This window comes from Phocaeicola coprophilus DSM 18228 = JCM 13818, assembly GCF_000157915.1.
In the GTDB taxonomy this organism is placed as follows: domain Bacteria; phylum Bacteroidota; class Bacteroidia; order Bacteroidales; family Bacteroidaceae; genus Phocaeicola; species Phocaeicola coprophilus.
In genome coordinates, this window is sequence record NZ_EQ973643.1 from 366,977 (window position 1) to 383,099 (window position 16,123).

General features: G+C 48.1%; 10 protein-coding genes. 6 read left to right on the forward strand and 4 right to left on the reverse strand.

Translation table 11 applies throughout. The features are described 5' to 3' along the window. Positions 1-332 precede the first annotated feature (332 nt). Positions 333-1,247 carry a tyrosine-type recombinase/integrase gene (locus BACCOPRO_RS09655; RefSeq protein WP_040311406.1) on the reverse strand — a complete coding sequence of 305 codons (915 nt, stop codon included), beginning with the start codon at positions 1,245-1,247 and terminating at the stop codon, positions 333-335. A 271-nt stretch (positions 1,248-1,518) separates the two neighbouring features. Here BACCOPRO_RS09655 and BACCOPRO_RS09660 point away from each other — a divergent pair, with 271 nt between their 5' ends. The 3 genes from BACCOPRO_RS09660 to BACCOPRO_RS09670 are packed head-to-tail and all read left to right on the forward strand — an operon-like array spanning position 1,519 to position 5,505. Beyond that, positions 1,519-2,817: a TolC family protein gene (locus BACCOPRO_RS09660; protein ID WP_118400320.1), complete on the forward strand. Its 1,299-nt coding sequence runs from the start codon at positions 1,519-1,521 to the stop codon at positions 2,815-2,817. Between the two features lie 34 nt (positions 2,818-2,851). After that, on the forward strand, positions 2,852-3,886 hold the full coding sequence (locus BACCOPRO_RS09665; protein WP_008143141.1) for an HlyD family secretion protein: 1,035 nt from the start codon (positions 2,852-2,854) through the stop codon (positions 3,884-3,886). Between the two features lie 14 nt (positions 3,887-3,900). Beyond that, entirely contained in the window at positions 3,901-5,505 is a 1,605-nt protein-coding gene (locus BACCOPRO_RS09670; RefSeq protein ID WP_050765334.1) for an efflux MFS transporter permease, read from the forward strand. A 353-nt stretch (positions 5,506-5,858) separates the two neighbouring features. Here BACCOPRO_RS09670 and BACCOPRO_RS09680 read toward each other — a convergent pair whose 3' ends face one another. Next, positions 5,859-8,345 (reverse strand): YfhO family protein, encoded by a 2,487-nt coding sequence (locus BACCOPRO_RS09680; protein WP_008143149.1) that lies wholly within the window; start codon positions 8,343-8,345, stop codon positions 5,859-5,861. Between the two features lie 103 nt (positions 8,346-8,448). Here BACCOPRO_RS09680 and BACCOPRO_RS09685 point away from each other — a divergent pair, with 103 nt between their 5' ends. The 3 genes from BACCOPRO_RS09685 to BACCOPRO_RS09695 all read left to right on the forward strand — a co-directional run bounded on the left by BACCOPRO_RS09685 (position 8,449) and on the right by BACCOPRO_RS09695 (position 12,806). Next, positions 8,449-9,144: a 5'-methylthioadenosine/adenosylhomocysteine nucleosidase gene (locus BACCOPRO_RS09685; protein ID WP_008143151.1), complete on the forward strand. Its 696-nt coding sequence runs from the start codon at positions 8,449-8,451 to the stop codon at positions 9,142-9,144. 36 nt (positions 9,145-9,180) lie between these two features. Further along, positions 9,181-9,669, forward strand: coding sequence for an S-ribosylhomocysteine lyase (locus BACCOPRO_RS09690; RefSeq protein WP_008143152.1), 489 nt, complete (start codon positions 9,181-9,183; stop codon positions 9,667-9,669). Between the two features lie 227 nt (positions 9,670-9,896). Further along, complete coding sequence (locus BACCOPRO_RS09695; RefSeq protein WP_008143153.1) at positions 9,897-12,806, forward strand: outer membrane beta-barrel protein; 2,910 nt, start codon at positions 9,897-9,899, stop codon at positions 12,804-12,806. A gap of 65 nt (positions 12,807-12,871) precedes the next feature. Here the strand turns inward: BACCOPRO_RS09695 and BACCOPRO_RS09700 are convergent, their stop codons facing one another. Together BACCOPRO_RS09700 and BACCOPRO_RS09705 are read right to left on the reverse strand one after the other, a co-directional pair. Continuing rightward, a complete protein-coding gene (locus BACCOPRO_RS09700; RefSeq protein WP_008143156.1) occupies positions 12,872-13,963 on the reverse strand; it encodes an alpha-amylase family protein in 1,092 nt (363 codons plus the stop codon). Between the two features lie 6 nt (positions 13,964-13,969). Next, entirely contained in the window at positions 13,970-16,039 is a 2,070-nt protein-coding gene (locus BACCOPRO_RS09705) for an alpha-L-fucosidase (RefSeq protein WP_008143158.1), read from the reverse strand. Between the last annotated feature and the right edge of the window lie 84 nt (positions 16,040-16,123).

The window sequence follows — 16,123 nt, forward strand, 5'->3', positions numbered from 1 at the left end:
TCCGTTACTTTGTAGGTAACGGCAGCCGCCTTTCTTATTCACTTTTTAACCTTTTATAGAATACTTTATCGGCCTGATCTTCGGAAAGGGACATGAAGCATGTTTCCGCAGGGGTTTGCGTCACCTTTGTGGTATGAAGCTTTATGTCCGTACCTGATCCGTCGGAATACCTGTCCTCTCATAAGGCTCAAAAAGACCGTATTGTTAAAAAATATACTATTCGGTTGTTAAAAATATATTTATGTTTGTTTTTCTTATAAAATTCCCCGACATTTGTTTTTACAAAAATGAAACTCCCGTTACCTACAAAGTAACGGACGCATAACATCTTCTTAAACAAATAGATAAGTAAGAATACTTCTGTTCATTTCATCAATTTTTTCATCCGAATGTTTCATAAAATAAGTCTCTGTCACCTTCACGGATGAGTGCCCCATGGCATTGCTGATCAGCTCCGGCTGGAAGTTCCGGTAATTGGCTACCGTAGCCCAGCTGTGACGGGCCGAATAGCTGCTCAGAGACGGACAGCCTGACACCATGCGTGAGAGTTTCTTCAACTGATAATTGAAACGGCGGAGAGCATTGCCATACTGACGGTAGCCTTCCTCACCTTCTGCCGTAACAAAAGGAAAGAGATAGAAGGAATTGGGATTCTTGTTTTGCAGACGGGCAATGAGTCGCTCGGCCTCGGGTTCGATGTGAACATTCATCCAGGTACCTGTCTTGCGACGGCGGTACGTCAGCTTGGATTCCTTCAGGTCGCAACGGCGCATGTAGGCGATGTCGACAAAAGGAATCCCCCGCAACATAAAAAGCAGCAGAAACAGGCAACGGGTGTAGTCCAGATCCGGCGAAGAGGATATGGGGGTCTGCAGACTGCGCAGAGTACGTTCACTCAGAGCCCGTTTCACATTGACCCGCGTGCCGGTATAGACCCCGCGGAACAGCCGCGGCTGGAAAGGAGCTTCTCCTTCATCAACGGCACGGTAATACACGGCCCGGATGACGCGCATGTAGGTGGAAATGGTATTCCAGTTCAGTCCGCGCCCCAGAAGATAGGCCTGGAAAGCCTGAAGCCACAAAGGATTGATTTCCTCAAAGGAAAGAGAACGATCACCCATGAAATCGGCTATCCGGTTCTGGGTGCTTTGGTAGACATGCAGGGTGCCCATCCGCTCCATGTTACGCAGACGGATGATCACCGAGGACATGAAAACCATGAAGTCTTTTTGTCCTGACTTGTGCATATAAAAAACATTCTTTAGGTTGATAATAAATATTTCCTTACTCACCTTCTTCCGTGTCGGTTTGGCAGAATATGGTAAGCTTATTGCGTAATCTGCAAAATCCGTACCAGACAGAAAGCGTAACTTTGCAAAGTCAAAACAAGGATAGCACCCTTTTTGTTCCGTCCGCATTCACAGACAGGCCTTTATGCAGCCTGCGGACCGGAAATTCCCGAAAGCGGGAAAACAGGTTTTCGATTCAATAGAGATTAGTATGCAGAGACAAACAGGTATGAGATTATTAGTTGTAAATTGTATTGTTCTTTTATTTTCAAATTTGCCGGCCCAGCCCCTTACGCTAAGCCTGGACGAAATGTTCCGACTGGCTGACCAACACAGCAAGAGCATTCGCCTGCATGACCTGGCGATCAGGGAGGCTGAGCAGGGAGTCAGAATCGCAAAGAATGACCGGCTTCCTTCCATCCAGGCACAGTTGGATCTGAATTACATCGGCGACGGGGTCATGACCGACCGTAACTTCTCAAACGGCATACATGCGGATATGCCGCACTTCGGAAATACATTCGTGCTGAAAGCCTCACAAGTGATTTATGCCGGAGGGGCCATCAACCGGAATATCAACCGCAGCAAACTGCAACAGAAGGAAGCGGAACTGGAGTATGTCCGGAACCGGCAGGATATCCGTTTCATGCTGACCGGATATTATCTGGATCTTTTCCAGCTGAACAACCAGAAACGGGTATATGAGAATAACATCGCACAGACTCAGCTGCTCGTCAAGGATATGCGGGCATCCTACCGTCAGGGTACAGCTCTGAAGAGTGACATTACCCGCTACGAGCTCCAGTTGCAGAGTCTGGAGCTGCAACTGACTTCTGTCAAAGACAAGATCGACGTGCTGAGTCACCGCCTGGCTACTACGATCGGACTGGAACCGGATGTAGCCATCCAGCCTGATACAACGGAGCTTTTCCGGCTGACAGTAGAGAAGCGGGATGAAGCGGAATGGATCCGGGAGATACCGCTGACGCCATCAGTCAGACTGGCCGACGTAAAGATTGAGCAGGAAAAGAACCGGATTGAACTTCTCCGTGCCGAGAAACGGCCACGCATCAGCCTGCACGCCGCCAATGATCTCAACGGACCGATCCTGATCGAAGTGCCTCCCTTGAACAACAACTTCAGCTACTGGTATGCGGGAGTTGGCATTTCCTACAATCTGGATGCGCTGTTCAAGAACGGAAAGAAACTGAAACAGGCACGGTTGTCTGCCCTGAAAATGGAAGAGGCACGCAAACTGGCCGTAGAAGAAACCGGCAACTCCATCCATGAAGCTTACGTCAATCTGAATGAAGCGTATATCCGTCTGCGCACACAGAAAAAAAGTGTACAGCTGGCTCACGAAAACTTTAACATTGTCCGGCAGCGATATGTAAACGGACTCGCACTGATTACGGATATGCTGGATGCCAGCAATACACAGCTGGACATGGAACTGCAACTGGCCAATTACCAGATCGGGATCCTGTATCAGTATTACCTGCTCAAGAAGCTGACCGGAAACCTCTGATTTTTCAAACAAGAACTAAACAAACGATAAGTCTATGATAAAAAACAAGAAAAGAGCCATCCCGAACTTTTTCATCGCACTGATTCTGGTTGGAGGAATCAGCTGGGTATGTGGAAAATTCATTCATCTGGGAAATGTGGAATACACAGACAATGCGCAAGTGAAACAACACCTGAGTCCCATCAATACCCGCGTACAGGGATTTATCAAGAAGATCTATTTCGAAGAATACCAGTCTGTCAAGAAAGGAGATACTCTGGTAGTCATTGAGAATACGGAATATCTGCTGAAAGTTGCCCAGGCAGAAGCGGACTATCAGAATGCACTGGCCGGCAAGAGTGCCATGCACACCACCATCAATACCACCCAGAACAATATCTTCGTGACGGAAGCTGCCATCGAAGAGCAGCGGATCCGTCTGGAAAATGCAGAAACCGACTACAAACGTTACGAGGGACTGATGAAAGAAGAAGCGGTGACACCCCAGCAATTCGACCGGGTGCAGACGGAATATGCAGCAGCCAAGGCCCGCTATGAACAGTTGCTCCGGCAGAAACAGTCGTCGGAACTGGTCAAACAGGAGCAGACCCAGCGTCTGGAACAGAATGAATCGGACATCAAACTGGCAGAGGCTGCACTGAATCTGGCCAAGCTGCACCTTTCATACACCGTCATTTGTGCCACAGCCGACGGAGTAACCGGCCGGAAGAACATCCACGAAGGAGAACTGGTGCAGTCGGGACAGACACTGGTCACTCTGGTAGACGGTACGGAAAAATGGGTGATTGCCAATTACAAGGAAACACAGACTACCGACATGAAACAGGGACAGCTGGTAGAAATGAAAGTGGACGCTATTCCCAATGTCGTTTATGAAGGACGGATTGTTTCCATCTCCGATGCCACAGGGTCTTTCTATTCACTGATTCCTCAGGACAATTCAGCCGGAAACTTCGTCAAGGTAGAACAGCGTATCCCTGTCCGCATCGAATTTACCGGCAACAACGAACAGAAAAATCTGAACCGTCTGCGGGCCGGTATGAATGTAGAGTGTTACGTCAAGCTATAATATATAAATAAGGTATGTCTGAACAACGTCCGAGAATTTTATATTTCAAGGAATTCATCCCGACCCCGGTCTGTATCCTCCTGTCCCTGTTCTTCGCCATGGTGTTCCAGTTCAACGGAGGAGTATTCCTGCCTACTTCCACCCAGATGTCAAGTGCTTTGGGCTGTCTGAGAGAAGACGTCATGATGGCGGGATATGCTTCATTCATCGGCATGACGGTCATCTTCCCCATCCTGTTCCGGCTCAAGTTCCGCTTCACGACACGGCGCATTTTTCTGACGGTCTGCCCGGTTCTGATTGTCTGCAACCTGATCACCATGCAGTCGCAGAACATTGCCATCCTGGTAGCCACCTGTTTTGTCTCGGGATTTTTCCGCATGTGGGGCACATTTGAATGTTTTTCAAATATCCGTCTGAGCGTAACTCCTTCGGGAAACTTCTCCGTATTCTATCCGGTGATCTACATCATCGTACTCGAAAGCATCCAGCTCTCGGGACTGGTAGCCACTCATCTGAGTGACTGGGCCAACTGGCAGTACATGCACTGGCTGGTCATCGGTCTGCTGATTGTGGTCTGGTTCTGTGTGTTCTTCCTGACACGCCCCTTCCGCGTGGCCAAGAAAATGCCCCTGTACGGAATAGACTGGACCGGTGCCCTGCTGTGGACACTCGTTCTGTTCGCCATTGTCTTTGTCTGCATTTACGGAGAATACTACGACTGGCTGGACAGCCCGCTGATCCGCGGATGTCTGGTAACTGCTGTCGTGGCCACACTGATCAACATCAACCGGATGTGTACATTGCGCCACCCGTATATTGATCCGCAGGTACTGACCTACCGTCATTTCCCGACTATCCTGTTCCTGTTTCTGATGCTGTGTCTGTTTCTCACCACCTCATCCGTCCTGCAGGAAACTTTCATGCGCTCCATTCTGAGATACGACATGCTGAATGCCGTTTCACTGAACTGGTGTGTCTTTGCAGGAATTCTGGCGGGTGCAGGCATTGTCTTCTATCGCCAGGCCGTTCTGCACAAAGGATATAAACTGCTGATCACGGTAGGATTTATTCTGATCGTGGTTTATCAGTATTACATGTATTTCCTGATTCATCCCAACCTGAACATCGAAAGTCTGTATTTCCCTAATTTTCTGAAGGGTATCGGACACGGAGTGCTGTACATTTCACTGACTATCTATATAGCCAAGACAGTTCCGTTCAAGCATTTCTTTCAGGGACTCTGCGTGTTGAGCTTCATCCGTACCAGCATTGCAACGCCGTTGGGTACTGCCATCCTGAACCGGTGGCTGAAATACATGGAACAGGAAAACATCGGTCTGTTAAGCCAGAACATGGACCAGGTGAAAGAATGGGCTCCTGATGTTTCTCTCCGGCAGCTCTACGATGCAGTAAGCCAGCAGACTTTGCTGACCAGCCTGAAAGAACTTTTCGGTGCGGTCTGTATTGTTGGAACCATCTTCCTGATCTTTCTGCTCAGCCAGAAATTCTGGCGGAAACTGCACTCACATGTCCGTCGGACTCCAAGGGCACTCAAGCGACTGAAACCTCTGCGACATGCCAAACTACGCATGTCTCACCATCGGACTTCCCTCTTCTGACAGGGAAGTTCCTGCAACTTTCTCCCCTTTATCCAGTCAATAAATCTGTTTCATGCGGAATAAACAAAAGTTCCACCAGCAGAAAACAAAAGTTTCTTCCAGTCGAAATAAAAGTTCCACCAGCACGAAACAAAAGTTTCTTCTAGTCGAAACAAAAGTTCCACCAGCATGAAACAGAAGTTTCTTCCAGTCGAAACTGTTGTTTCTTCCAGACAATACTGCAAAATTGTCCTTACACTTATTCTTCATCGAATCATTCATTGGCCAGATTCTTATCCTCACTATAAAATAACAGAGGCTGTTCCAAAACAATCTGAAACAGCCTCATCGCACAAGTTATCTTGTTGTTCTTTCTATTTCCGCTTCCGCAATTTCCACACAATAGCCAGAACCGCACCCAGAACCAGTACGGCCAGTGCTGTAAAGGCAATGGCTTCCGTCACATGCAGTGACTTCGGATCAAAGCGGAACTCAACAGTATGTTTCCCTGCCGGGACATTCATGGCACGCAGAACGTAATCAGCACGTCCGTGTGAAACTTCTTTTCCGTCCAGATAGGAACGCCAGCCCGGATAATAGATTTCAGAGAAGACAACCAGACCGCCCTGCTCTGAACTGACTTCATAGGTCAGAGCATTAGGTTCATAGGTCTTCAGAGTGATCTGTCTCAAGCTATCAGTTGCAGCAACCGGCTTCAGCACTTCAGCAAACTTCCGGTCTACCACAGCCGTATTTCGCGGATTGATACGGTGCAGTGCATCTATTTCTCCGTTGGCATTGTCCACATATTCCACTTCATCCACAAACCAGGCATTACCCAATGCGTAAGGATTGAAGACCGGAACCGTTTCTCCTCCCTGCAAAGGGAAAATGAAATAACGGGTATTCAGCATGTTCAGCACCGGAGTCAGATTGGCATCCAGCTTCGTCATGTCTGCTCCTGCTTCCGGAAACTTCTTGAACAGTGAAGTGATTTCACCCTGGATATGTTCCTCAATGATTTCCTGATAACGGCGCAACTTGGCGGCATGATATCCTCCGATGCTCTTATGCCAGTAAGCCGTATTGTTTTCATTGAAGGTATTGACTGACAGGTTCAGTACCCGATAATCCAGTGTCGTATCCTTCAAGATTTCCTTATCGGTTGCGGTCGGCTGACTGAACGGCTGCATTTCCGTTCCTTTGGCCACGAACTGTTCATCATAGAGATAGCGCTTGTTGACACTCCACATATCTGCCAGACAGAGCACTGTCAGGGCTCCCACCAGCAGACCAGCTTTCAGTTTACCGGCACAATAGGCCCACAACAATGCTACGCCAATCAGCACAATGAAGAAACTTCTCCAGGCATCGGCCGTGAAAATAGCCTGACGTACTTCCTCCAGATTGACAAGAATCGGAGCAAGCTGTTCGGCCGGAATGGCATTCTGAAGGGCACTCATCTCCATGCTGGAAACAAAGGAAGAGAAGAAGAAGCCCGGAGCCAGAGCAAACAGCAGGGAAATACCTGCGGTCAGCGCCAGACTGATGTAAAAGGCACGTGCCTGTTCACGCAACAGCTGAGGACGGTTGATAACCTCACGCAAGGCCATGACAGCCAGTAAAGGGATGGTGAATTCAGCAATTACCAGAATGGAAGAAACTGCACGGAACTTGCTGTACATCGGTACGTAATCGATAAAGAAATCGGTCAGCCCCATAAAGTTCTTTCCCCATGACAACAGAATGGAGAACACCGTACCTGCCACCAGAGCCCACTTCATAGGACCACGGACAATAAAAATTCCCAGCAGGAAAAGGAACATGACAAATGCTCCCACATATACCGGTCCGGAAGTGCCCGGCTGTTCTCCCCAGTATTGTCCCAGCTGGCCGTAGAGTCCCATATATTGAGGATCGGCCTTTTTCATTCCAGTCTCATTTTCCGAAAGAGGAACCGACGCACCTCCCTTGACATTCGGAACGAGCAATGAGAAGGTTTCACCGATGCCATAGCTCCACTGGGTGATGTAGCTGCGTTCCAGTCCGCTGTCGGTCTGGTCAGCAGAATTTTCCTTCACCAGTTCGCTTTTGCCTCGCATGGACTCCTTGCTGTATTCATAAGTATGATAAAGATTCGACAGATTGACGCACACTCCTGTCAGTCCTGCTACAATCAATACAGCCGTAGCCTTCAGGAATTGCGGTATCCGTCCTTCACGTTTCGCCTGCACTCCATATGCTATTGCCATAAACAGCATGACAAACAGGAAGTAATAGCTCATCTGCGGATGGTTGGCTACAATCTGGAAAGAAGTGAACAAAGCCGTCACGACCGCTCCGGCCAGCAGACGTCCCCGATAAACCAGCACCATACCGGCAATGGTAGGCGGGATATAAGCCAGCGCCATCAGCTTCCAGATATGACCGGCAGCAATGATGATGAAGAAATAGGATGAGAAAGCCCAGAGCACGGCACCCAGAGCGGCCATCCACACCCGGAAGTCAAATGCCCGGAGCAGAATATAAAATCCCAGCAACATGACAAATACATACCACACATAAGTAGGCAGGAACAAATGATATGCCTTGATGATACCCCCCAGCAAATCTGTTGAGTCATAACTGGGAGCAAGCTGATAGGTAGGCATACCGCCGAAAATGGAGTTCGTCCAGCGGGTACGTTCGCCCGTCCGTTCCTGATACTCCTGCATTTCGTGTCCGGCACCGATTCCCGCAACGGCATCATGCTGAGCCAGAATACGCCCTTCGGTTACAGCCGGAAAAAAGTAAGCAAACGAGATGACGGCAAACAAAAGAATTGCCACCACGTCGGGAAGTAATTTCCTGAACTGATTCATAATGAACAGATAGTTTATTAGTTAATTCATGTTTTCAGCCGACAAAGATAACACAATACTCCCTGAAAAGTCGTAAATTTGCGGAGTAAATTGATTAATAAGCATGAAAATAGGAATCATTACGGCCATGTCTTCCGAACAGAAACAACTGGCCAACCAACTCGAGAACCCGACGGAACGTAAGGAAGGTCCTTTCACCTATACGGAAGGAACCATCAAAAACAATACCATCATCCTGATGCTGTGCGGCATCGGAAAAGTGAATGCAGCAGCCGGAGCAGTGGAAATGATCCGCAACTTTGCTCCCGACTGTATCATCAGCACCGGTGTGGCTGGAGGCATTGACAGCTGCCTCAACGTGATGGATGTAGTAGTAAGCAGCCGGATCGTGTACCACGACGTATGGTGCGGCGAAGGCAATGCCTACGGACAGATCCAGGGACTTCCGCTCTACTTTACCGGCAACGAGACTCTCTACCAGTGTGCAATCAGCCTGGATACGGAAACAGCTATCCACGGAGGACTGATCTGTAGCGGTGACAAGTTCATCACTGACCGCCAGGAACTGGAAACCATCAAGGCGAATTTCCCGGAAGGACTGGCTGTTGATATGGAGTCTGCTTCCATCGCCCAGGTATGCCATCTGTACGAAGTTCCCTTCATCAGCTTCCGCATCATCAGTGATACACCGGGAGCAGAAAAGCATCTGGAACAATACAAGAACTTCTGGGGAGAAATGGCTGACCGCTCGTTCCATGTTACGGAGGCTTTCCTCAAGGCTCTGCCAAACAAACTTTAATTCAAGAACCTTCCATTTTATTTCATTCCTGACCATATGAAAAAGATACCAAGCTTTACCATTGACCATATCCACCTGCTGCGGGGCATTTACGTGTCACGCCAGGATCAGGTAGGAACAGAGACAGTCACTACATTCGATATCCGCATGAAAGAGCCCAACCGCGAACCGGCCCTGAGCCCGTCGGCCATTCATACCATGGAGCATCTGGCTGCCACTTTTCTGCGCAATCATCCCGTATGGGCCGACAAGATCATCTACTGGGGACCGATGGGATGCCTTACCGGAAATTATCTGGTGGTAAAAGGAGATCTGACTTCACGCGACATTCTGCCGCTGATGAAGGAAACTTTCAGCTTCATTGCCGGATACGAAGGCGAAGTTCCCGGAGCCACTCCACGCGACTGCGGAAATTATCTGCTGATGAATCTGCCTATGGCACGCTGGGAAGCCGCCAAATATCTGCATGAAGTTCTGGAGCAGGCCAGCGAAGAAAACCTGACCTATCCTGCTGCGGAAGCTTAAGTTCAGTCGAGGGAGTGTCATAACATTCAAATGGGAATTATGACACTCCCTCGAATCATTATGCACAAAGAAAAAAATTTTTTTGCACATTCAAAAACTATTTATACCTTTGACTAAAGATTATTTAAATCAAGTTTATAACTATTAGAAAAACATGAAAACACATCCGGGAAGCAGCTCTTACTCAGAAAAAAAGGGGGGGGGAGAAATTTTTCTTTTATTTACCCATGAGAAGAATCTTCTTTTTTATCTTCCTTAGTCTTTACACAGCAACAATCTTTGCAGAAAAATCAGACAGCATCAAAATATGGGGGCATGTATGTGATGCCTTCACCATGCATGGTCTCATAGATGGCGTCCAGGTGGAATTGCTGGACAAAGACAGTGTACTTCTGCAAAGGCAGCAATGGAGCCTGGAAGACCGCACGGAATCATCCTTCACAATGGACGCATTAAGAGGGGGGACATATATCATCCGGGTCAGTCATCCTGAGTATTCTTCACTGACTAAAAAGTTTACCATCCGCAGCAGCAAACGGGAAAAACGGTATTCCATAGGGCCTCTGAAACTACGCCGGCTTCCGATGAATTCACAAGCGCTGGACGAGGTGGTTATCAAAGCTACAAAAATCAAGTTCTTTACGCGGGGAGATACCGTTATTTATAACGCCAATGCATTCAATCTGGCAGAAGGCTCCATGCTGGATGCCATGATATCACAGCTGCCCGGAGCCAGACTGGAACGCAACGGGCAACTTTTCGTCAATGGGAAGAAGGTGGAAAGCCTGTTGCTCAACGGAAAGGATTTCTTCAAGGGAGACCATTCCGTCCTGCTGGATAATCTGCCCGCTTATACCATAGAAGACATAAAAGTGTACAACCGGCTAAGTGAACTGAGCCAGAGACTGGGACAAAAAGTGGACGACGGAGATCTGGTAATGGATATCAACCTGAAGAAACAATATCAGGTAGGATGGCTGGGTAATGTAGAAGCAGGAGGTGGAACACACGACCGCTGGCTGGGACGCGTATTTCTCACACGTTTCACCCCGCAGTCGCGCGTTTCACTTTATGCTACAGCCAACAACACCCACGAAAACCGTAAACCCGGACAGGACGGGGAATGGCTGCCCAGTGATATCGGAAACGGCACAAGCACTACCGAAAAAGGAGGAATAGACTATACAATAAGTGATAAATACGGACTTTTCGACCTGGAAGGACAACTGAACGCCCAGCATACGGACAACGACAATATAAGCAATCAGGCTACAGAGCATTTCCAGCAAGGGAAAACTACCTTCGGGAGAAACTGGAGTAAAGGGAACTCTCAGACCACAGAACTCTATACCAGACACAGAATGTATTTCAGACTGGGTCCCGAACGAAGCCGGAACAGCATAAACCTTACCGTAACCCCGGAACTGAATTTCTACCGGGCTAACGGAAACAACCGTTACCTGCAAGCTGAATTCAGGCAGGATCCGACAGTCATTGGAAGTGCCGGCTTCCTGCAGGAACAATTACAAAGTCCTGCCATCCAGCATACACTGCTTGACAGCCTGCTGATCAACCGGGTACGCTCAGAACAGCTCAGCCATGCAACTAAAATCAACGGAGGAGCCGTTGCCAACCTCAGCCTGTCCGTTCCGTTTACCGGCGGCATACTGGGAATCTCCGCCGGTTTCGATGCAGAACACCTCACGGACGAACGGCATGATCTTTACCGACTGGATTACTCTTCCAGCGAATCAGCCGCAGCAGACAACCGACGCCGTTATTTCAACTTGCCCTCGGATAAAAAACATGCAATGGCATCCATCGAATACTCCCATGGTTTCGATGAGAAATGGGAATGGATGATTATGCCACACCTGGATTATAATTTCACACAAACCGAACAGGAGAATTCACTCTACCGGCTGGATCTGCTGGAAGACATGGCATCAGCACCGTTAGGTTCGCTCCCATCCACCCGGGAAGCCCTGCTTTCCACACTGGACATCTCCAACAGCTATCTCACGGACAACCGGCTGCACGATGTTACATTGTCGCTGAGAGGGCGGTATGATCATGTGGAAGTCCGCAAGGGAAGACGGTATTCACGCCTGCGGTTTATATGGGACCCACGCATTACCATGCAGTCGGAAGAATGGATTTTTACAGGCGAGGAACAGAGTCAGAGTAGCCGGACAGTATGGTTGCCGGGAATGCGTCTGGAATTGCTCAGGAATACGCCGGGCATGAAACATCAGCTGGAACTGATTGCTGATTATAGCCAGAAAATGCCTTCCATGTTCCAGCTGATGGGTCTCCGGTTTGATTCGGATCCGTTGAACGTAGAACAGGGGAATCCGAATTTACGCCGAACCGGTATCTACACACTCCTCTTCAAGCATTCTTCACGGCCGAAAAATATCGGAATGATAAGTACCCATGTTACTGTCAATATATATCAGAATGCACTTGCCACCGGACAATTCTATAATCCGGAAAACGGAGTACGCACATACTGTCCTCAAAATGTAAACGGGAACTGGAACACCAACGGATCTGTCTGGTATGTCACTCCCCTTGGAAAGCAAAAACGTTTCAACCTGGAAATGCAGCTGGAAAATCAATATGTGCACAGCGTGGATCTCACGTCAAACAATGAAGATGCTTTGATACGCAGTTACGTAAAGACCAATTATCTCAAACTTCCGCTAAGCCTGGAGTACAGCCACGACAAATTGCGCGTGGGGGTCAAGGCATCTGCGGCATGGAACCATGCGGCCAGTGAACGGGAGGGATTCCAGAATGTAGATGCTGCAGACATCACATACGGACTGTTCGGACACTGGAATATGCCCTGGGGATTCACCCTCGCCACTGATCTGAACTATTATACCCGATACGGATATTCCAACGAACAGATGAACAGCCGGGACTGGGTATGGAATGCACAGCTTTCAAAGAGTTTCCTGAAAGGTAAGCTGATCCTGACTGCCGTAGGATTTGACCTGTTGGGGCAGCTTTCCAACATTACCTACAGCCTCAACGCTCAGGGAAGCATGGAAACATGGAAGAATGTTATTCCCCGGTACGGAATGCTCCGCATTGCATACCGGTTCAGTAAGAAACCGGAAAAGAAATAAATTATTCAGGGACATTCAGCCAATCTGTCCGTCAGATATTCACTGAATGTCCCTGTCTGATCAAATTACTTGTTGCCTTTATAAAACTTCGTCATTTCCTCAATATTCATGGCATTCTGCCTGAAGCGGGGATCTCCCTGTGCACTCTCGAGGGTATATGGCAAGGTCGTAGCTGAATCGGGCCAGGCAAAACCATACCAGCCTCGCTTGATTCCATCATCCTGATCCAGAAGTGACTTGGCATCATGGCTGGCCCATCCGGAAATACACTGAATTAACTGTGTATGTGGTCCAATGGCATCCTGTATGATTTTAAGATATTTCGCATCCGAATTTTCACTCATCAGCCAGTCTGCCTGCTTGAAGATTCTGCTGCCGGGACGAATCTGAGGATGAGTCAGATCATGGCAGGTAAGCCATACGATACAATCCGGATTCGCTCTCTTGGCCGACTGGTAAATTGTATCCCAGCATCGTTCTGTCGACCTGCGCTTATACTCCAGCACCTGTTCGTCCGTGATATGTTCCTTTCCCGGAAACGGTTCACCAAACAGTTCTTCATAGATCTGGCGCTCGCAGGGCATCCATTTCATTGCTTCAGCAGAATCCCGCGGTGCTGTGAATAAAGCATCAATCATAAAACCATCTATCCCTGTTTTGCTGACAGCTTCATAAATGACATTGCCCAAGTATGTCAGATACTCAGATGTATATACAATATGAAACATTGTCTGATTATCATAAACTTCATCAGGATGCTCCTTCATCCAACGGACATTGGTGCCCGGTGAAAAATACCCCATCACTTTCATTCCTTCACGATGTCCCATATCCACCAGATCCTTCAAGAAGTTCGACCGCAGCCCCGGAACCTTAGGGACAATGTCACTGTCATACCATGCATAGCCATTATGACTGACACAAAAACTCTGAATCGTATTCACACCATGAGCCTTGTACCATTCAAAATGTTCCTTAGGATCTGCCTGGGAATAGTCCTCAGGTAATGAAAGCCCTGCATAGCCTTTACCGCTCCAGTTAAAATCGATACAAAAAGCCTGTATCGGTTCATCGGCTGTCTTTTGAGCATTCTGATGACTACAAGCCATGAGGAAGCATGCCGCCCCAATAAATCCGAATCGTCTGATAATGTCCATATTCTTTTATTTACTGATTACCGAGAATTCACCAATATTAAACCGTTTCACATCATCTACAATCTGAATGGCCTTGAGAGTTATGAAACGGGCCTTGACGGGAGCAAAACGGACTTCCCGCAATGTAGGAGAATTCTTGATGTTTGAGAATTCACCTTCGGCTACCTTCTTTTGGGATGCCTCTGTTTCTCCCGCCCACACTTCATAACGGTGAATATATCCGGAAGTCCAACGGTTCTGTTCGGGCAGATAAGTGATTCCCGTCAGGGTGTGTTTCTCTCCCATATCAATCGTAGCAGAGCCCGTAGTAAACCAGTCTGCCGTATGAGGATCGCCATCAAAAAGATTACGGCTGTCAGTACCCAGCAGACGGAAACGACGCATAGGAAGATCAAATTTCTGAGTAGCAACCTCACTCTGTTTCTTAAAGTTCTTGTCATAGGCTATTGCCTTGATCTCACCCCGCTTGTTAAACACAAAAGGCTTCGTATATCTGTTCTTGCCCACTTGCGGAACCGAACCATTGGTAGTATAATAGATCTCACTCTCACGGTCATTGGCTGTAAGCACGATACGGTCGTCTGCATCGCGGCGGATAGCCGGTTCTACCATCAGATTGGGTGCAAGAAATGCTTCTACATTGGCAATACACAAAGGTCCCTTGGCCCGCTCAAAGTTTACACGGAGAGCACGGGTTTCGACCGTATTGAAACGAAGAATCCGCTTGTAACCGATGGTTGTTGTCTTCTCTGTAAGTGGCAGAGGAACAAATGTCCCGTCAGATGTCTGATATTCGACTTTGAAGGAAGCAACACGCTGTCCGAGTTCGATATACTCCTGCAGCAACAGACGATTCACTTTCTGAGGTGTATCAAACGTAAACGTAAGTACTCCGGCAGACACACCATCAGGCGTTGCCCAATAGGTATCGGAACGTCCGTCACTGACACGGGAAGCTTCAAACCCCTGCCCGCGCACCTGATCGGCCGTAACCTTGGCATGAACCAGTATATTGTCCTTCAATTCACGCTGAATCGTCTTCCACCATTCAATGGTCCGAACTGAATCAATCGGATGAATACGCCCGTGACGGTCAGGGCAGAAACTCAGAAGGAGATTGGCATTACGTCCCACACTCTGGTAATAGATATCCACCAGCTGGGCTACCGACTTCACCTTATTGTCTTCAGCAGCATGATAATACCATCCGGGACGAACGGATACATCAACCTCACCCGGCATCCACATTGAACCTGTTTCACAGCCTGTGGTCGGAGATACACTTGCAGCGTTCGGATCATCAAGTCCCGGCATCATAGCCCAGTTGGTCTCATCAGCCCAGCCTTCCTCATTACCGATCCAGCGGATATCACCGCATGTTCCGCCGAATATCATTGCTTTCGGAGCAATACCTTTGATGGTTCTCACGGCATTGGGATAATTGTAGTATTCTTCAAGATTGGGAATCGTCCGGTTCTCACGGGCTCCTCCATAATATCCGTCTCCTCCATTAGCACCGTCAAACCAATATTCAAACGTATCAGGATAGCGCTCCATCAGTTCACGGATCTGTTTATGAAAATATTCCACATACTCTTTCTTTCCATACTGAGCGTGATGACGGTCCCAGGGAGAAAGATAAAGTGCAAACTTCATGCCATGCTTCTGACAGGCTTTATGAATATCATCCAGCAAATCACCTTTGCCCTGGCACCACGAGGTATTTTTTACACTGTAATCTGTGTATTTAGAAGGCCACAGACAGAATCCGTCATGATGTTTGGCAACAATAAGCAATCCCTTCATTCCGGATTTTTTACATACTTCCACCCACTGCTCTGCATCAATCTCTCCTCCAATGGGAGCAAAACGCTCAAGAGGTGTATCCCCATATCCCCACTCCAGATCATTAAAAGTACTCATTCCAAAGCAGATCATGGCATATTGTTCCAGGCGCTGCCATTCCATATGTTCAGGACTGGGCAACGGATAAACCGGAGCCGGAGTTGCTACCTGGGCACCAGCACGGCCAGCCATCAGTAAAAGTGCTGCAAGAAATAATTTTCTGGTTCTCATTTTTATTATCTTTTGTTGTTTCTTATCCGACCTTCTTACGCCTGTTTCCGTATCCCAGCCTGTAAGAGTCCGGTGTATTCATTC

Bases quoted from the DNA above. Each gene is read 5' to 3' on its own strand.
- BACCOPRO_RS09660 (WP_118400320.1), top strand. From the start codon at position 1,519: ATGAGATTATTAGTTGTAAATTGTATTGTTCTTTTATTTTCAAATTTG.
- BACCOPRO_RS09705 (WP_008143158.1), bottom strand. From the start codon at position 16,039: ATGAGAACCAGAAAATTATTTCTTGCAGCACTTTTACTGATGGCTGGC.
- BACCOPRO_RS09695 (WP_008143153.1), top strand. From the start codon at position 9,897: ATGAGAAGAATCTTCTTTTTTATCTTCCTTAGTCTTTACACAGCAACA.
- BACCOPRO_RS09665 (WP_008143141.1), top strand. From the start codon at position 2,852: ATGATAAAAAACAAGAAAAGAGCCATCCCGAACTTTTTCATCGCACTG.
- BACCOPRO_RS09680 (WP_008143149.1), bottom strand. From the start codon at position 8,345: ATGAATCAGTTCAGGAAATTACTTCCCGACGTGGTGGCAATTCTTTTG.
- BACCOPRO_RS09690 (WP_008143152.1), top strand. From the start codon at position 9,181: ATGAAAAAGATACCAAGCTTTACCATTGACCATATCCACCTGCTGCGG.
- BACCOPRO_RS09670 (WP_050765334.1), top strand. From the start codon at position 3,901: ATGTCTGAACAACGTCCGAGAATTTTATATTTCAAGGAATTCATCCCG.
- BACCOPRO_RS09700 (WP_008143156.1), bottom strand. From the start codon at position 13,963: ATGGACATTATCAGACGATTCGGATTTATTGGGGCGGCATGCTTCCTC.
- BACCOPRO_RS09655 (WP_040311406.1), bottom strand. From the start codon at position 1,247: ATGCACAAGTCAGGACAAAAAGACTTCATGGTTTTCATGTCCTCGGTG.
- BACCOPRO_RS09685 (WP_008143151.1), top strand. From the start codon at position 8,449: ATGAAAATAGGAATCATTACGGCCATGTCTTCCGAACAGAAACAACTG.